Consider the following 15538-nt stretch of genomic DNA (forward strand, 5'->3'; position numbering starts at 1 on the left):
CAGCGCCGAGGATAGTGAAGGGTTTCCCTTTGTGAAAGCAGGACGTTGCCGTGCAGCTCTTTTTTTATTTTCAGAGATATTTGGAGGTTTAGCTCAGTTGGGAGAGCATCTGCCTTACAAGCAGAGGGTCAGCGGTTCGAGCCCGTTAACCTCCATAGATCCATGAGCCGTTAGCTCAGTTGGTAGAGCAACTGACTTTTAATCAGTGGGTCACAGGTTCGAATCCTGTACGGCTCATTGCAAACGGCAATATCACCATCCATGCGTCCTTAGCTCAATTGGATAGAGCACCTGACTTCGGATCAGGCGGTTAAGGGTTCAAGTCCTTTAGGGCGCGTAAGATATCAAAATACAAAGGTTGCTTTAGATGGAACTCTTAAGCTGCCTTTTTTTGATACTCTCAGGATTGACGTTGCTTCTCTCTTTTCATTTGCTATAATTGTTGGTATAATTGTTAATAGTCAAAAATAGTCAAACAATCATCGATGCCTTATAGTCAATAGTAAAGGAGGGTACTGAAAGGACTTGAAATTACAAGAGAATTTAGATACACTTCAAGTCACTACTTTCAGTAGATGTTCGATATGGAAAATCAGAATATGACGGATATTATTGAAGCTTATTTAAAGAAAGTGCTGCAGCAGCAGGATCAGGTAGAAATCAGACGAAGTGAAATAGCACAATTATTCGACTGCGTCCCTTCTCAGATCAATTATGTCATCAACACGCGCTTCACGATCCAGAAAGGATATCTGGTGGAAAGTAAACGAGGCGGCGGGGGATACATCCGAATTATAAAAGTTCAGGTACTAGATGATCTTGATATGTTGAATACTATGATAGAAATCATTGGAGACAGCATATCTGAAAAGGATGCAAAATCTGTTGTACAGAAATTATATGAAGACGATATTATCACTAAAAGAGAAGCAAAACTCATGCTTGTAGCCATGGATAAATCCTTATATACCGGTGAAAGAGCGATAGACAATCGTCTACGATCAAAGCTATTACGAATGATGTTAGTCAATTTGAAGTATGAAGAGCCAAACAAACGAAAGGCGGACCACACATGAATGAACTATTTACAGAAAAAGCGAAGAAAGCCTTACTGATCGCTCAGGAAGAAGCGCAATCTTTCCGCCATAGAACTGTTGGAACAGAGCACCTCCTACTGGGGCTGATTATTGAAGAAGATGGAATTGCAGGAAAAACTTTAAGAGAACTGACGATAACTGAAGAAGATATTAGAGAAGAAATTGAACACCTATCAAGTTATGGGCCTGAGCAGACTCTTCCTAAGAATGCGATCTTACCTTATTCACCCAGAGCTAGACAGATTATAAAGTATGCTACGGATGAAGCCAGACGAATGAAACGGCCGTTAGTCGGAACTGAACATCTGCTGCTAGGTCTTCTCAGAGATGAAGAAATTTTATCAGCGAAAATTCTGAATAACCTTGATGTGAATCTGGCCAAAGCCCGACAGCTTGTGCTCAAGAAATTAGGGGCTCAGGATAAAAATGGAAAAAGCAGAGCAGGCAGCAGACGTCCGGGTAAAGCTCAGCAATCTGCCTCTGGCGGAACCCCTACACTCGATTCTCTAGCACGTGATCTGACTCAGCAGGCTAGAGACAACAGATTGGATCCTATCGTAGGACGAAACAAGGAAGTCAGACGAATTATTCAGATACTAAGCAGACGCACCAAGAACAATCCTGTTCTTGTAGGGGATCCTGGAGTAGGTAAAACAGCAATAGCAGAAGGTTTAGCACAAAAAATTATTGCAAATGAAGTTCCGCCAGTACTTCAGAATAAGCGTCTGATGACTCTGGACATGGGGTCATTAGTTGCAGGAACGAAGTATCGTGGTGAATTCGAAGAACGTATGAAGAAAATAATTGACGAAATTTATCAGGATGGAGAAGTCATTCTATTTATTGATGAATTACACACGCTGATTGGTGCTGGAGGAGCAGAAGGTGCCATCGATGCGTCCAATATTCTTAAACCTGCACTAGCACGTGGTGAACTCCAGACGATTGGTGCAACAACACTAGATGAATACCAGAAGCATATTGAAAAAGATGCGGCACTTGAAAGACGATTTGCATCTATTCATGTCGACCCGCCTTCTGAAATGGAGGCTGAAGAAATACTGTTTGGCCTGAGAGAACGTTATGAGCAGCACCATGGTGTGAAGATAACCGATGAAGCACTCAGAGCGGCTGTGCATCTGTCTACGAGATATATCACGTCAAGACAGTTGCCAGACAAAGCGATTGATCTGATGGATGAATCTGCATCCAAGGTTCGTATGGACGAGAGTGATTCGCCAACACCGTTATCAAAAGCAACTGAAACGCTTGAAGATCTGATTCGTAAAAAAGAGAAGGCTATTCAGTCTCAGGACTTCGAACGTGCAGCTCAGATAAGAGAAAAAGAGATGAGGCAGAGAAAACGACTGGAAAAACTGCTCAAGCAGGATGATGATGCAGATGAAAGCCAGCTTCGAGTGACCGAATCGGATATAGCGGAAGTTGTATCTCAGTGGACGGGTATACCAGTAAATCAGATGGAACAGAAAGAAAGCGAACGACTGCTTAACCTTGAAAAAGTACTCCATGAGCGTGTTGTCGGTCAGGAGCAGGCTGTCGTTGCCGTTTCTAAAGCTATCAGACGAGCACGCAGTGGGCTGAAAGATCCTAACCGTCCAATTGGTTCATTTATGTTCCTGGGTCCTACTGGTGTAGGTAAGACAGAACTGGCTAAAGCTCTGGCAGAGTCAATGTTCGGAAGCGAAGAAGCCCTGGTTAGAGTAGATATGTCTGAATTTATGGAGAAATACAGTACGAGTCGTCTAGTCGGTTCACCTCCAGGTTATGTCGGTTATGATGAAGGTGGACAACTGACTGAGAAAATTAGACAGAAGCCTTATTCAGTTATACTTCTTGATGAAGTGGAGAAAGCTCACCCTGACGTCTTCAACATCCTGCTTCAAGTTCTGGATGACGGAGTGCTCACAGATGGAAAAGGCAGAAAAGTAGATTTCAAAAATACTATTCTTATTATGACATCCAACTTAGGAGCTACAGCTCTCAGAGATGAGAAATCTGTTGGATTTGGAGCAATCGATAAGCGGTTCGATCATGATGCAATGGAGAAACGAATTCGTGAAGAACTGAAAAATTCCTTCAGACCGGAGTTCCTTAACCGTATCGATGACACTATCGTGTTCCAGTCTCTCAAAAAAGATGAGCTTCGTGAAATCGTTAAATTATTAACAAAAAACATTGTGACTCGTATGGAAGAAATCGGTATCCAGCTTAAAATCACTTCATCAGCTATGGATGTGATTGCTGAAGAGGGATTTGATCCAGAGTATGGTGCCCGTCCACTTAAACGAGCCATTCAGAATAAGATGGAAGACCGTTTGAGTGAAGCGTTGTTGTCCGGCGAAATCAGTCTGAAAGACAAAGTGACTCTAGGCACTTCAAAAGGGGAAATCACCTTAAGAGTTAAAGAAGAAAAGAATAAAAAGCCTAAAATAACTAATTGATAAAAGATACTGGATTTTGTTTTCAGTTAGTAATCATATACTGTAAGAACCACGCGTTCGTTTTTGAGGTATTATACCTCTTAAAATGGACGTGTGGTTTTTCTAAATATTGAAAACAAGATAACAATTTATATCATTAGGTTAAGAAAATGTAGGGTGATAACGTTTATCTGTTGATAAACACTACAAAAAAAGAAAGGATGTTACTATATTCACGCACAAGAAAGAATCACAGGGACACCTTCAAGTAGCCAGACTCTATGAAAAGACAGAAGATAAAGGAATCAGAGATATGCTCGGTTTCCTTCTGGCTAGAGACAAACAGCACCAGCTTCAGTGGATCGAAGCCATCAAAGAACTGGAAGCTAAAGAAGGCATCGTTGTACCGGGAACAGTTCCTGAAAAATACGAAGTGCTTGATGGTGATTCATACCCTTTATAGTTTCTCAGAAGGGGAAGACATTAAACCGGTAGTGGATGGAAAAGAAGCCACTGACGGAAAAGACTTCAAATACATTAAAAATCCTCTGGCTATGGATGACAAGCCAGTACTAAAAGCACCTCCTGCTCAACTGCACAGCACACCATCAGAAAAATAAACGGATAAGATGTAATCAGATTTCATTAACCGAGATCAGATAATCAAGTGTTTATCTTTGAAACAGCAGCTCTTTCTCTGGTACTATTAAATTAATAAATCAAAGATGAGAGGGTTGAAATGGATGAAAAAAATAGATGACACGCAAAAGAGTATTCTGATTGGAGTAGGGGTTGCATTTTTAGTCGGGATTCTCACTTTCCTGTTTTCTTCTGACAATGCGAAGAAAAAAACGAAAGCAATAGTGAACCGCCAGAAAGCGAAGCACTATGTGAATGATAAATTCAACAGCAAAAGTGCAAAAAAATTAGTCAGCAAACTGACTGACGATGAAATTAATTTGCTCGCTGGAGCTGCTGGAAAAGTTAGCGATCTGGAAGATAAGTTTTCTGATATGAAAGATTATATGCAGGACAAGTCAAAAGATGCGAAAAAAGCATTTAAGAAAGTTAAAAAGTAGCCAGTTCCGGCTAAATAAAAAAGGTCTCCTTTTATAGGAGGCCTTTATTTATAGAATGAGAAGATAGCACAGCAGCAGTTCATTCATGTTTTTCAAGGATAGACCGGTGGATTCATTGAATCGGTCCATCCGGTACTGTAGCGTATTGCGGTGTATAAACAGTTGTTTAGCAGCAACACTGATATTTCCCTGACTTTGCCATAAAGCTTGGATCAATTCGTGCCAGTCGTCTGAGGCATCGATTTGAGTTTTGAGTTCCTTCATTATGGCACTTTTTGCCAGCGCATCTTTTGTAAAATGATGCAGGGCAATATCCGGAAGCGAACTGACCTGATGGTGCATATGTGTGACTTCCTGCTGAAAAATATTCTGTTCTTCTTTAAATAAGTCATAAAGATTGTGGTCTGGTGTCCAGAATTGTCCAATATAAGCATGAGTTCTTATTGAAAAGTCATCCTCAAGTGTTTGGAGGATACCTGTTATTTCTTCATCAGAGAAATTCGGGGCGCCAGTATCCTGCACTATAAGACAGGTATCGCTGCTTATAAAAAAGACATCCAGAACAGGTTCGAATAATTGTCTGATTGAATCAATCCAGATTAAATAGTCGAATTGTGTATCTATTTTCTCCAGGTAGAGTTGAGTCAGACGTATCATCTGAGTGGTTTTAGGTGGAAGATCTCTTTGGCCTTGAATCAGTTCAGCCCATTTAGAGTCCGAGACTGGAAAGGAAGAAGGCTCAATTTCTTGTTTAAGCATGACAAGAAGCTGCCACTCTTTTTCAGTCAGCTCTTTTTTCGGGATATGAATCCATTTATTTTTATAAGGAATGCGGAAAGTGTCTTCGTCCATAAATGGCAAATCGGACAAAACCGCTTCGGGATACAGTGTTTTCAAGTTTGCATAATCCAAACTTATTCCTCCTATCTCAGTGTAGCTTAATTTTACCACTGTTTGATGCAAAGAGAAACTAAGGTATAATGAAGAAAAAGTGACTTTTGGAGCGATCGAGATGACTGGATACACCGAAAAAGAAAAAGACCGATGGATGGCTGAAGCGATCATCGAAGCAAAGAAGGCCGAAGCGATATTAGAAGTCCCCATCGGGGCAGTGGTTGTCAAAGATGGCCAAGTGATCGGCCGAGGACATAATCAGAGAGAAACGCTTCAGGAAGCCACTGCTCATGCCGAGATGATAGCAATCAAGGAGGCTAATCAGCATCTGGGTAACTGGCGACTGGAAGAGTGTGATCTGTTTGTAACGTTGGAACCGTGTGTCATGTGCAGCGGCGCCATTGTACTTTCCCGCCTTCGTTCAGTTTATTATGGGCCGGCTGATCCCAAGGGCGGGGCAGTGGAGTCGTTGATGACTGTTCTTCAGGATGACCGTCTGAACCACAAGTGTGAGGTGCACAAGGGAGTCAGAAAAGAAGAGTGCTCAGCCTTGCTGTCTGATTTTTTCAGGACACTTAGGGCAAGAAAAAAGAGGGAAAAAGCCCTAAGGCAATCAGAAGCTTCCACTGAAGCAAACGAGTGAATCAGAAGGAGATACTTGGGCTTGCGTACTAATAGAAAACCCCCGGTCATCGAGACAGTATGAAATAGACTGTCTCGATGACCGGGGGGGTTTATTCATTTATAAAGAAACCACTAATTACTGTTTTTCGGACATGGCCTGATCTTTCTCGATCATTTTGTCGAAAGCGCCAATGACTGAATCGGAAAAGTCACTTTGCAATAGGTGCAGGATCGCTTCAACAGTGATGCCTCCGGGTGAGGATACCTTATCGATTAGTGTCTGAGGAGAGTCGATGGCATGTAAGACGGTTTTACCACTTCCCAACACAGCTTGAGCAGCAATCTTTACAGCCGTATCTTTTTTCATGCCATGTTTAACAGCACTTCTAGCCAGCGTATCAATGAACAGGAAGACCAGCGCAGGAGAACTTCCGGCCAGTCCGATAAAAATGTTCAGCTGTTTTTCAGGAATGATAACTGTTTCTCCTACCGCGTTGAAAATATCTTGAGTGATCTTTATATTCTCTTCAGAAACACTGGGGTTTTCGACAATGGCTGTCATGGACTCTTCTACTTGTGCGTTTAGGTTCGGCATGGTGCGAAGATACTGATTTTCTGATAAAAACTGCTTCAGACGTTCACTCGGGTATCCTGCAGCTACGGACAAGATGAGCTTGTTTTCTGGTATAGAAAGGCGACCAAGCACATTATCCATCTGATGAGGCTTCACTGCCAGTATAATGATATCTGAAGCGTCGATCACATCCTGGTTGACATGAGTCACACTGATCTGCCAGTTTTCTTCGATTTTTTTGAGTGATTCCGGAGAATAAGTCGAAACAATCAGATCCTTTCTTTGAATCAGCTCTTTCTTCAGCAGCCCTTTAAAAATGGCCTGAGCCATATTTCCGAATCCGATACATCCTAGTTTCATATGCGTCATCCTTTATAGTTGATTTACTATCAGTGTAGCATATTTTCAATCAAAGTGAGTCAGCTGGTCGGAAGAAAAAGGGATTGACGGAAACATTAAAATTTTGTCATTTTTTTGGTATAATAAAAACCTAACTAGGGGATATGAAAAGGGGAAGATGTATGACAAAAGATTTAGATTGGGAAAACCTTGGTTTTTCCTATATTAAAACAGACTATCGGTTTATTTCTCGCTATAAAGACGGGGAATGGGACGAAGGTGAACTGACAACTGATAATCAGCTTCATATTTCTGAAGGATCCACTGCCCTGCATTATGGCCAGCAGTGTTTTGAAGGTATGAAAGCTTACAGGACTGAAGATGGGTCCATTAATTTATTCAGGCCGTATGAAAACGCCAGTCGAATGAAGAAAAGTTGTGAACGTCTACTTATGGCTGTTTATCCGGAAGACAAGTTTGTGGAGGCAGTAAAAAAAGTTGTCCGTGCTAATGAAGAATGGGTACCCCCATATGGGACGGGCAGCTCTTTATATCTGCGTCCTTACATGATCGGGGTAGGCGACAATATTGGCATAAAATCTGCCGATGAGTATATTTTTTCAATATTTGCCATGCCAGTCGGATCTTATTTCAAAGGCGGGATGAAACCGTCCAACTTTGTCGTAAGCGGCTATGACCGTGCGGCACCGAAAGGAACAGGAGCAGCTAAAGTCGGCGGAAACTACGCGGCCAGCCTGCTTCCTGGAAAAGAAGCCAAGTCACGCTCCTTCAGTGATGCGGTTTATCTGGATCCGGAAACACATACTAAAATAGAAGAAGTCGGAGCAGCCAACTTTTTCGGTATCACCAAAGATGATGTATTTGTCACACCCAAGTCACCATCCATACTGCCCAGCATAACCAAGTACTCGTTACTTTGGCTTGCTGAAAATAGATTGAATCTCGACACGCTTGAAGGAGACGTCTACATCAGCGATATCGATCAGTTCAAAGAGGCTGGTGCGTGTGGAACGGCTGCAGTTATTGCTCCAATTGGTGGACTTCAGGTAGAGGATGATTTCCATGTGTTTTATTCTGAAACAGAAGTCGGTCCCGTTACTAAGCGACTCTATAATGAACTGGTCGGGATCCAGTTTGGAGATATAGCGGCTCCTGAAGGATGGATAGAGAAAGTCTAAGCTGTATTGATTTATCAGGTGAAGAGATCAAATAAATGGAGGATTATCAATGAGCTATTTGAAAAAAATTACAATTGATACACATCATAAGCAGGACTTTGTTATGATCGACCGTTATTTGAATGAAGCGCTGGAAGACAGTCAGGTCGAGAACGGCATCATGGTGGTTTACTGCCCACATACTACAGGTGGGATCACGATCAACGAGAATGCTGATCCGGATGTCCGGACAGATCTGAAACGTGTGCTGGATGATACCTTTCCTGATCATGACTACTTTGTTCATGCGGAAGGGAACTCTGATGGGCACATTAAATCCTCGCTTGTCGGAGCCAGTGAGACCTTGATTATTGAGAATGGCAAGCTGGTTTTCGGCACCTGGCAGAGTGTCTACTTTACAGAGTTTGACGGTCCGAGAACACGGCACGTTTATATCAAGATAATTGAAGGATAAGATTAACAAAAAGAGAATGCCGAGGCATTCTCTTTTTTATGAATAAAGGATGAATAAAATGTGAAAAATGGTCCGGAGGTCTGATGTTTATTTTCACCTAAAACGGTATACTGCAGATAATCATTATTCTATGAGAGTACATAATATAGAGAAAGAAGGAGACAATATGTTAGAGGTGAAAAATCTGCGTAAGACGTTCGGTGATCTGACCGCTGTGGAAGATGTCAGTTTTACGATTCGTCCCGGAGACATCATGGGTCTGATCGGTCAGAACGGTGCAGGAAAAACGACGACCTTCCGAATCATACTGGACCTGCTGACAGCAGACGAGGGCGAAGTGCTTTGGGAAAACAAACATCTGTCAAAAAAAATCTTCAATAAAATAGGGTATCTTCCAGAAGAAAGAGGGCTGTATCCCAAAGTATCGATTGAGAATCAGATCCTATATTTTGCACAGCTGAGAGGGAAGAAGAAAAGCGAGATCAGTCCCCTGATTGATGACTGGTTGAAAAAGTTTGACGTAAAAGGGAAGAAGACAGATAAAGTAAAAACTCTGTCAAAAGGGAATCAGCAGAAAGTCCAGCTGATTTGTACCCTGATTCATGAACCGGAACTGATTATTCTTGATGAACCATTCAGTGGGCTAGATCCGGTCAATGCAGAACTGCTTGAGGAAGGAATAAGAGAAGCTCAAGGTAAAGGTGCACGTATCATTTTTTCCAGCCATAACATGAACAATGTGGAAGAGCTCTGTGACAGCCTGATCATGCTAAAAAATGGAAGACAAGTCCTTCATGGGGCGGTCCGTGATATACGTGAACAGTTTGGACGGACGAAGCTGTTTTTAGAGTCGGATCTAAGCAGAGAAGCTCTCCTGGAATTTCCAGGTGTACAGCGTGTGGAAAAAAACAGAGACGGGATCGATATTGTCTATCTGACTCAGGCTGACGAAGGGAAAGCTATTTTTGAGGTTGCAACACGCAACGGCTATATTCCAACATTTAGCCAGCAGCCTCCAACTTTAGAAGAGATTTTCAAACGAATGGCAGGTGAGCGAAATGAATAAATTCTGGGTCATTACTAAAGAAGTTTACAAGAAGAACATCAAGTCATTTGGGTTTATCGTCATGGTTCTCATTCCGCTGATCATTATGGGATTTATTGCCGGAATGACCTACTACTTTTCACAGGAAGCTCAAAACGCTGAGCCAACACCGATTGCAGTCGTGACTGACGATCCGGCTCTACAGGAGCTGTTTTCAGATGAAGAATGGAATTTTGAGATTGCTGAAGATATTACGACTGAAGAGGATGCTGAAACTGCTTTGACAGCTGAGGACATCGAAGGATATATGGTCATCAACACTGACGCACAGACGCTACAGGCAGAAATCGTCCATGCAAACGAGCTCTCCAATCAGATACCAATCATTACTGAAGTGCTGACAAACTATCAGACGATGCTTAGAGCGGATGATCTCGAACTGGCTCCTGAACAGGTCATGTCTCTGACAGAGCCTGTTGAAGTCGAAGAAACAGTCGTCAGTATCGAGGAGGGAGCACTGACAGAAGAAGATACGACGGATAGAATGATTCAGGAATGGAGCGCCTATGCGGTCAGTATTGCTATCATGGCTTTCATCATGACTTATTCCGGAATCATAGCTGAAGAAGTGGCCAACGAAAAAGGCACACGTATTATGGAAATCATCTTGTCCAGTGCGACAGCAACCAACCATTTCTTCGGCAAGCTGGTTGGGGTCATCATGGTGATGCTGACTCAGATCGCGATTTATGCAGCTGTAGGATTTGGAGCCTATCTGTACTTCAGAGACACTGATTTTGTACAGGGACTGATAGGTGAGATGGATATTATGGGCATGCTTCAGGAACTGCTGGGCTATACACTCATATTCTTTGTAGCAGGAGTGCTGATATATGTCATACTCGCAGCCTTCTTCGGCTCACTGGCTACTAAGATGGAAGACGTGAATAAAGCTGTCACTCCGATAGTCTTTATAGCTCTTGCCGGATTCTATGTCGGATTATTTGCTTTCACATCTCCTGAAAATACATTGGCCGTCGTATTCTCATATATTCCATTGTTTACGCCTTTCGTGATGCCGTTCAGGATCGCATCAGGGACTGTCGCGACAAGTGGAATCTGGCTGTCCATTGTAGGAACGGTCGGGTTTGCAGCATTGATTTCTGCTGTAGCTCTTGCCTTTTACCGCTCCAATGTCCTGGTTTATTCTGACACCAACATACTGGGTACAATCAAGCGATCCTGGAATATCATGCAGAGTAATAAGAAAGCAAGAAGACAAAGAGATGCGTGATTATAAAAAGGTACAATAAGTAGTGAGAAGAAGAGATTGTCCAGCTGGAAACTGGGCAATCCTTATTTATTTTAGCTTAATCAGTCGTTTAATCAAAATCAGAGCTTAATGTGAGAGGAGCTTCTACTGCTTGATTCACATAAAAAATTCTTCATTGTATATACTCTAGTAGAAGGTAGTCGATTAAAGTAGAAAGACTTGCTACTTCTCGAGTATTCCTGTAGTAATTAGAAATATAATGGTGTACAATGAGAAAGAGGTGAGAGAATTGTTAAAATACAGTGAGTTAACGGAAGAAGACAAACGCCATCGATATAAAATGCTCGTGGAATTACCGATATTTCTGGCCGGACTTATACTCAGCGCGTTTGACTTTGACTTCAGATATATCCTGACGATGGTGACAGGGATCATGGTTATTGAACTGATCATATTTGGTCTGATGGACATCAAGTTCAATTATTCTTTGAGCGAATTTATTACAGACATGGTCTATTTGTTTGTCATGAACTTCTTCGTTGTCCTGGTAGCCACCCCGGGCTTTCTGTATACACTGAATCAAGCTACAGCGCGGACTTATATTTTTACCAACATTATCGAGCTGATCGTCTCGTTTACTTTGCTGAATACAGCCTGGTACGTTTATATTATTCTCTCATGTAAAGTTAGAAAAAACCCGGCCCTCAAATGGAAATGGGATGTAACTGGAGCCTTTCATTCTGATGGCAGCCGCTTTACGGTTAAATAAAAAGTACAGAGACATCAGGACGACACGCAAGGTGATTGTCCGAATGATCTGTACTTTTATTTTTATATTATAAGATAAACATCAATAGTCCGGAGTAGAAGACCAGGCCGACCATAAATGAGGTCATGCCGCTTCCTTTACAGGCTGGAAGTTCATCTTTTAAAGCGTTGAGAATCAGTCCGCCTGCTACGAAAGCTTCCAGAAGGCCCATATACGTGTGAGAGATGTGGATTGTCAATCCGAGGAGCCATCCCAACAGCACGGACGCGACGAGAAGCTTTAGACCATATCGGTCGTACAGTTTTTCAAAGTGGTGACGCAGTACCCAGTCATTGGTCATGAAGTGGACACCAATAGCGAACAAGTAAAGCAGTGCAGTAAAGGTCGTTTCAAAACGCTGGTTGGATAGCAGGATACCGATAATGAAATTATAGAGAAAATATGACCCAATGTGAGCCCAGAAAATACCTGAAGTAGAAAAATCTCTTTTCGCCAGTTTCAGTCTTGATGATTTTAAAGCCAGCTCAAGAAAGTAAAAGACAACAATTCCCGCAAGCATGGAGCCGAAAATCAGGTGAGACGCATTCTGGGATGAAATATGAAAAGTCTCCATAATCTCATGTTCATACCCTTGAACGGTCGGGATCAAGTGAAAGAATACATAAGCTAGTGAAATTCCTCCAACAAAAGAGGTGAACTGGTTAACGGAAAATAGGCGCAATTTAAAATGTCTGGAGCTTAAATGAATAAATGAAAAGCCTAATGCAAGGAACAGACCGGTTAATGACATACTACAATCCTTCTTTCAATTAATTAGAACTATCTCTATAGCGAATTTATTATAGTCCTCAACCAGATCGTAGTCAACAAGTTTTCATGAAAGTTTCTGAAACTTTTCATAATTATTTCCGACGCGTTCAAAAATAGGAACAAGCCTTCTATTATGCTATTCTATTAATATAAAAATTAAGCAGCAAGACAAAGAAAAGAGGGATTGGATGATACCAATTAAAGTTAAACTGGCAAAAAACAATCGGATCGAATCAGAGCGACTGATTCTCAGACCGGTCACATTGAAAGATGCACCGGATATGTACGAATATGCCCAGGATGAAGAGACGACCTATTATGTTTTTGAAAGACATACGTCGCTTGAAAAGACGGAAGAAGCCATCACGGAGTATTTTCTGGAAGACCCGTTCGGAAAGTTCGGAATCGAGCTGAAGGGAACAGGAAAAATGATCGGTACAATTGATTTGAGAATCAAAAGCGAAGACAAAAGGGCCATCATTGGGTACACCTTGAACAAAGCGTTTCACGGAAAAGGGTATATGACGGAAGCCGCCCAGCGTGTATTGAAGTTAGGTTTCGAGACACTTGGACTCGACTGCATTGCCGCTTTGCATGACGAACGTAATGCCGTATCGGGGAAAGTAATGGAACGTCTTGGGATGAAGAAAGAAGGGACCCTTCGTCATGTCGGAAAATGGAAGCAGGGGGAATGGTTCAATGACGTCTACTATTCGATCCTTAGATCGGAATATGAGGAGCAGATCAGGGAACAAGATCAGTAAGGGGTATCATTTGCGAAAAGTGGCGCACTCTTTTTATACTTAAAGATAAGAATGCTTTAAGGAGGAGACGTATGCAGAAAATACGAAGTTTCCCAAAAGAAGCCGGCCTCGAGAATGGACTGAAGGTACTCAGAGAAGGGTACATGTATGCCCCGAACAGACACAAGATTTATAAAGCAGATGCGTTCGAAACACATTTACTGGGTGAAAAGGCAGTAGTTATTGGTGGAGAAGAAGCGGCTAAACTCTTTTATGACGAAGACAAATTTAAACGTGAAGGAGCTGCCCCTGAGCCTGCGAAAGCGACACTGCTCGGAAAAGGCGGGGTTCAGGGACTTGATGACGAAACGCATAGACATCGTAAAGCTTTCTTTATGGGACTGATGTCCAAAGAACGGATTGAAGTCTGGGCTAAACTTGTTGAGAAATACTTACTGAAAGAAACAAAGGAATGGATCAAGAAGGATTCGATCGTCTTCTATGAAGAAAGTCAGAAAATTCTCACACAAGCTGTCTGTGAATGGGCAGGAGTTCCTCTACCCGAAAAAGACGTGGAGAAGCGAACAAAACAGCTGGTCAGTATGTTCGAATCGCCAATGGCCGTCAGCACGCGTCATATAGAAGGACGAATTGGACGCAAGCAGGCCGAATCCTGGAACAAGGAACTGATTCAGCAGGTCAGAGACGGAGACTTGCATCCGAAAGAAGAGACTGCTCTTTACCAGATTTCATGGTTCAAGGATCTTGACGGTGAACTGCTCGACTTGAAGACAGCTGCCGTGGAACTGCTCAACGTTCTGCGTCCCTCAGTAGCGGTAGCCATCTACTTTGCCTTCACAGCGCTGAGCCTGCATCAGTTCCCTGAAATCAAGGATAAACTTAACGGAGACAATCCCTATTATCTGCATATGTTCATCCAGGAAATCAGACGGTATTACCCATTTTTCCCATTCAATGGGGCCATTACCAGAAAAGACTTTATCTGGGACGGATACCAGTTTGAAAAAGACACGCTCGTGATTCTGGACTTTTACGGTACAAATCATGATCCACGTATCTGGGATAATCCTGAAGCGTTTGATCCTGAACGTTTCAAAGACTGGCATACAAGTCCGACGGATCAGGTCCAGATGAAACTTGTGGCTCAAGGCGGAGGAGATTATAATACGGGTCACCGCTGCCCTGGAGAATGGAATACTGTTAGAGCCATGGAGATCGTTACGGACTACCTGATAAATAAAATCAGTTATGAGGTGCCGGAGCAGGATGTCGGATACAGCATGGTGAAGGTTCCGACTATTCCAAACAGTGGCATGAAACTGGAGAATATCGATTATATCGGATAAACGAAGCTGATATGTATCAGTAGATCGGAGCTGTACTATGAGAACACTCGGTAAGGCGCTGGTCCTTGTTCTGATCGGATTGATCGGAGGCATGGGCGGTCCGCTTAAAGAAGATTAAGTCAGACCGTCTTTGACTCTTGATTTATTAAAATAAATCAAGAGAAGAGGCACTACGTTGTGAAGATCGACAATGTAGTGTCTTTTTCGTATGTAATAGGAGATGGAAATTCATCTGAGATTGGCATTAAGGAAGGTGCTACGACCCGCTTAGAGGGTTTAGGAGAGGTGAGCTTGTCTTATGAAGCTTCTTAGAACCAACTGGGGAGAGAGCAAGCCGGTGAGTTGGTCACAAGAAGCGTCTTAGAACCAACTGAGTAGGAAGCAAGTCGGTGAGTGGGTCATAAGAAGCGTCTTAGAACCAACTCAAAAACTTTATAATGAAGAAATGACCGGTCATTTCTTTTCATTTCATCTTTCATTATTGTGCCCTTTACAGAACTATCAAGCGTGAAAGCCCACGGTTTTAATCGTGGGATGAGAGCGTACATTGAGATAAGTGCCTGCTTGGTTTGTCTTCTTTTTATTTTAAAATTAAGTATACATTTCTCTAGCCTTTCCGTTGACGGAGTGATATAATTAAATAAAAGAACATACGTTCGTTTTCAAGAGAGAGGTGAAGCGAGTGAAAAAAGAACAGACCGATACCTGTGTTAAAGTGCTCAAAGTAAAATTAAAGCCGACTAAAGAACAAGCAGCTGAATTGACCCGGCTATCCAAAGAGTATATTTATCACGCCAACCAGCTTGTCCAGCAGGCTGTATCAGATGGCC

General features: G+C 42.4%; 16 protein-coding genes and 3 tRNA genes. 16 read left to right on the forward strand and 3 right to left on the reverse strand.

Going from position 1 to position 15538, the window contains the following annotated elements:
- The first annotated feature begins 82 nt into the window (after positions 1-82).
- The 8 genes from BLR76_RS08885 (at position 83) to BLR76_RS08915 (ending at position 4617) form a co-directional block, all read left to right on the forward strand.
- Positions 83-155: transfer RNA gene (locus BLR76_RS08885), tRNA-Val, on the forward strand.
- Between the two features lie 9 nt (positions 156-164).
- Positions 165-237 (forward strand) — tRNA-Lys (locus BLR76_RS08890).
- Positions 238-263: 26 nt separating this feature from the next.
- A tRNA-Arg gene (locus tag BLR76_RS08895) sits at positions 264-337 on the forward strand.
- A gap of 247 nt (positions 338-584) precedes the next feature.
- Positions 585-1076 (forward strand): CtsR family transcriptional regulator, encoded by a 492-nt coding sequence (locus BLR76_RS08900; protein WP_091268256.1) that lies wholly within the window; start codon positions 585-587, stop codon positions 1074-1076.
- The gene (locus BLR76_RS08905; protein ID WP_091268259.1) at positions 1073-3559 is read left to right on the forward strand and encodes an ATP-dependent Clp protease ATP-binding subunit; all 2487 of its coding nucleotides are present in this window, start codon (positions 1073-1075) and stop codon (positions 3557-3559) included. The genes BLR76_RS08900 and BLR76_RS08905 overlap by 4 nt, the downstream gene beginning before the upstream one ends.
- Positions 3560-3767: 208 nt before the next feature.
- Positions 3768-4001 carry a manganese catalase family protein gene (locus tag BLR76_RS11655; RefSeq protein ID WP_143009224.1) on the forward strand — a complete coding sequence of 78 codons (234 nt, stop codon included), beginning with the start codon at positions 3768-3770 and terminating at the stop codon, positions 3999-4001.
- On the forward strand, positions 3979-4158 hold the full coding sequence (locus BLR76_RS11660) for a hypothetical protein (RefSeq protein WP_143009225.1): 180 nt from the start codon (positions 3979-3981) through the stop codon (positions 4156-4158). Before BLR76_RS11655 ends, BLR76_RS11660 begins: the two co-directional genes overlap by 23 nt.
- Before the next feature lie 123 nt (positions 4159-4281).
- A complete protein-coding gene (locus BLR76_RS08915) occupies positions 4282-4617 on the forward strand; it encodes a hypothetical protein (RefSeq protein ID WP_091268262.1) in 336 nt (111 codons plus the stop codon).
- A gap of 48 nt (positions 4618-4665) precedes the next feature.
- Here BLR76_RS08915 and BLR76_RS08920 read toward each other — a convergent pair whose 3' ends face one another.
- Positions 4666-5529 (reverse strand): helix-turn-helix domain-containing protein, encoded by an 864-nt coding sequence (locus BLR76_RS08920; protein WP_176759672.1) that lies wholly within the window; start codon positions 5527-5529, stop codon positions 4666-4668.
- Between the two features lie 100 nt (positions 5530-5629).
- On the opposite strand from BLR76_RS08920, the gene tadA reads away from it, so the two are divergent.
- A complete protein-coding gene (tadA, locus tag BLR76_RS08925; protein WP_091268268.1) occupies positions 5630-6154 on the forward strand; it encodes a tRNA adenosine(34) deaminase TadA in 525 nt (174 codons plus the stop codon).
- Between the two features lie 117 nt (positions 6155-6271).
- Here the strand turns inward: tadA and proC are convergent, their stop codons facing one another.
- Positions 6272-7069: a pyrroline-5-carboxylate reductase gene (gene proC, locus BLR76_RS08930; protein WP_176759673.1), complete on the reverse strand. Its 798-nt coding sequence runs from the start codon at positions 7067-7069 to the stop codon at positions 6272-6274.
- 161 nt (positions 7070-7230) lie between these two features.
- Between proC and BLR76_RS08935 the strand changes: the two genes are divergently transcribed.
- The 5 genes from BLR76_RS08935 (at position 7231) to BLR76_RS08955 (ending at position 11788) form a co-directional block, all read left to right on the forward strand.
- Positions 7231-8247: a branched-chain amino acid aminotransferase gene (locus BLR76_RS08935; RefSeq protein ID WP_091268276.1), complete on the forward strand. Its 1017-nt coding sequence runs from the start codon at positions 7231-7233 to the stop codon at positions 8245-8247.
- 49 nt (positions 8248-8296) lie between these two features.
- Positions 8297-8701 (forward strand): secondary thiamine-phosphate synthase enzyme YjbQ, encoded by a 405-nt coding sequence (locus BLR76_RS08940; protein ID WP_091268279.1) that lies wholly within the window; start codon positions 8297-8299, stop codon positions 8699-8701.
- 166 nt (positions 8702-8867) lie between these two features.
- Positions 8868-9767: an ABC transporter ATP-binding protein gene (locus BLR76_RS08945; protein ID WP_091268282.1), complete on the forward strand. Its 900-nt coding sequence runs from the start codon at positions 8868-8870 to the stop codon at positions 9765-9767.
- Complete coding sequence (locus BLR76_RS08950) at positions 9760-11040, forward strand: ABC transporter permease (protein WP_091268285.1); 1281 nt, start codon at positions 9760-9762, stop codon at positions 11038-11040. The genes BLR76_RS08945 and BLR76_RS08950 overlap by 8 nt, the downstream gene beginning before the upstream one ends.
- 268 nt (positions 11041-11308) lie before the next feature.
- A complete protein-coding gene (locus tag BLR76_RS08955) occupies positions 11309-11788 on the forward strand; it encodes a hypothetical protein (RefSeq protein ID WP_091268288.1) in 480 nt (159 codons plus the stop codon).
- A 67-nt stretch (positions 11789-11855) separates the two neighbouring features.
- On the opposite strand, the gene BLR76_RS08960 is transcribed toward BLR76_RS08955, so the two are convergent.
- Complete coding sequence (locus BLR76_RS08960; RefSeq protein ID WP_091268292.1) at positions 11856-12578, reverse strand: hypothetical protein; 723 nt, start codon at positions 12576-12578, stop codon at positions 11856-11858.
- Positions 12579-12786: 208 nt separating this feature from the next.
- Between BLR76_RS08960 and BLR76_RS08965 the strand changes: the two genes are divergently transcribed.
- Complete coding sequence (locus BLR76_RS08965) at positions 12787-13362, forward strand: GNAT family N-acetyltransferase (protein WP_091268294.1); 576 nt, start codon at positions 12787-12789, stop codon at positions 13360-13362.
- Between the two features lie 71 nt (positions 13363-13433).
- Positions 13434-14708: a cytochrome P450 gene (locus BLR76_RS08970; protein WP_091268296.1), complete on the forward strand. Its 1275-nt coding sequence runs from the start codon at positions 13434-13436 to the stop codon at positions 14706-14708.
- Positions 14709-15538: the final 830 nt, after the last annotated feature.

Origin of the sequence: Alkalibacterium thalassium (genome assembly GCF_900101165.1) — a bacterium.
Taxonomy (GTDB): domain Bacteria; phylum Bacillota; class Bacilli; order Lactobacillales; family Carnobacteriaceae_A; genus Alkalibacterium; species Alkalibacterium indicireducens.

Coding starts and splice junctions, on each gene's coding strand:
- BLR76_RS08900 (WP_091268256.1), top strand. CDS start 585: ATGGAAAATCAGAATATGACGGATATTATTGAAGCTTATTTAAAGAAA.
- BLR76_RS08905 (WP_091268259.1), top strand. CDS start 1,073: ATGAATGAACTATTTACAGAAAAAGCGAAGAAAGCCTTACTGATCGCT.
- BLR76_RS11660 (WP_143009225.1), top strand. CDS start 3,979: ATGGTGATTCATACCCTTTATAGTTTCTCAGAAGGGGAAGACATTAAA.
- BLR76_RS08915 (WP_091268262.1), top strand. CDS start 4,282: ATGAAAAAAATAGATGACACGCAAAAGAGTATTCTGATTGGAGTAGGG.
- tadA (WP_091268268.1), top strand. CDS start 5,630: ATGACTGGATACACCGAAAAAGAAAAAGACCGATGGATGGCTGAAGCG.
- proC (WP_176759673.1), bottom strand. CDS start 7,069: ATGAAACTAGGATGTATCGGATTCGGAAATATGGCTCAGGCCATTTTT.
- BLR76_RS08935 (WP_091268276.1), top strand. CDS start 7,231: ATGACAAAAGATTTAGATTGGGAAAACCTTGGTTTTTCCTATATTAAA.
- BLR76_RS08940 (WP_091268279.1), top strand. CDS start 8,297: ATGAGCTATTTGAAAAAAATTACAATTGATACACATCATAAGCAGGAC.
- BLR76_RS08945 (WP_091268282.1), top strand. CDS start 8,868: ATGTTAGAGGTGAAAAATCTGCGTAAGACGTTCGGTGATCTGACCGCT.
- BLR76_RS08950 (WP_091268285.1), top strand. CDS start 9,760: ATGAATAAATTCTGGGTCATTACTAAAGAAGTTTACAAGAAGAACATC.
- BLR76_RS08960 (WP_091268292.1), bottom strand. CDS start 12,578: ATGTCATTAACCGGTCTGTTCCTTGCATTAGGCTTTTCATTTATTCAT.
- BLR76_RS08965 (WP_091268294.1), top strand. CDS start 12,787: ATGATACCAATTAAAGTTAAACTGGCAAAAAACAATCGGATCGAATCA.
- BLR76_RS08970 (WP_091268296.1), top strand. CDS start 13,434: ATGCAGAAAATACGAAGTTTCCCAAAAGAAGCCGGCCTCGAGAATGGA.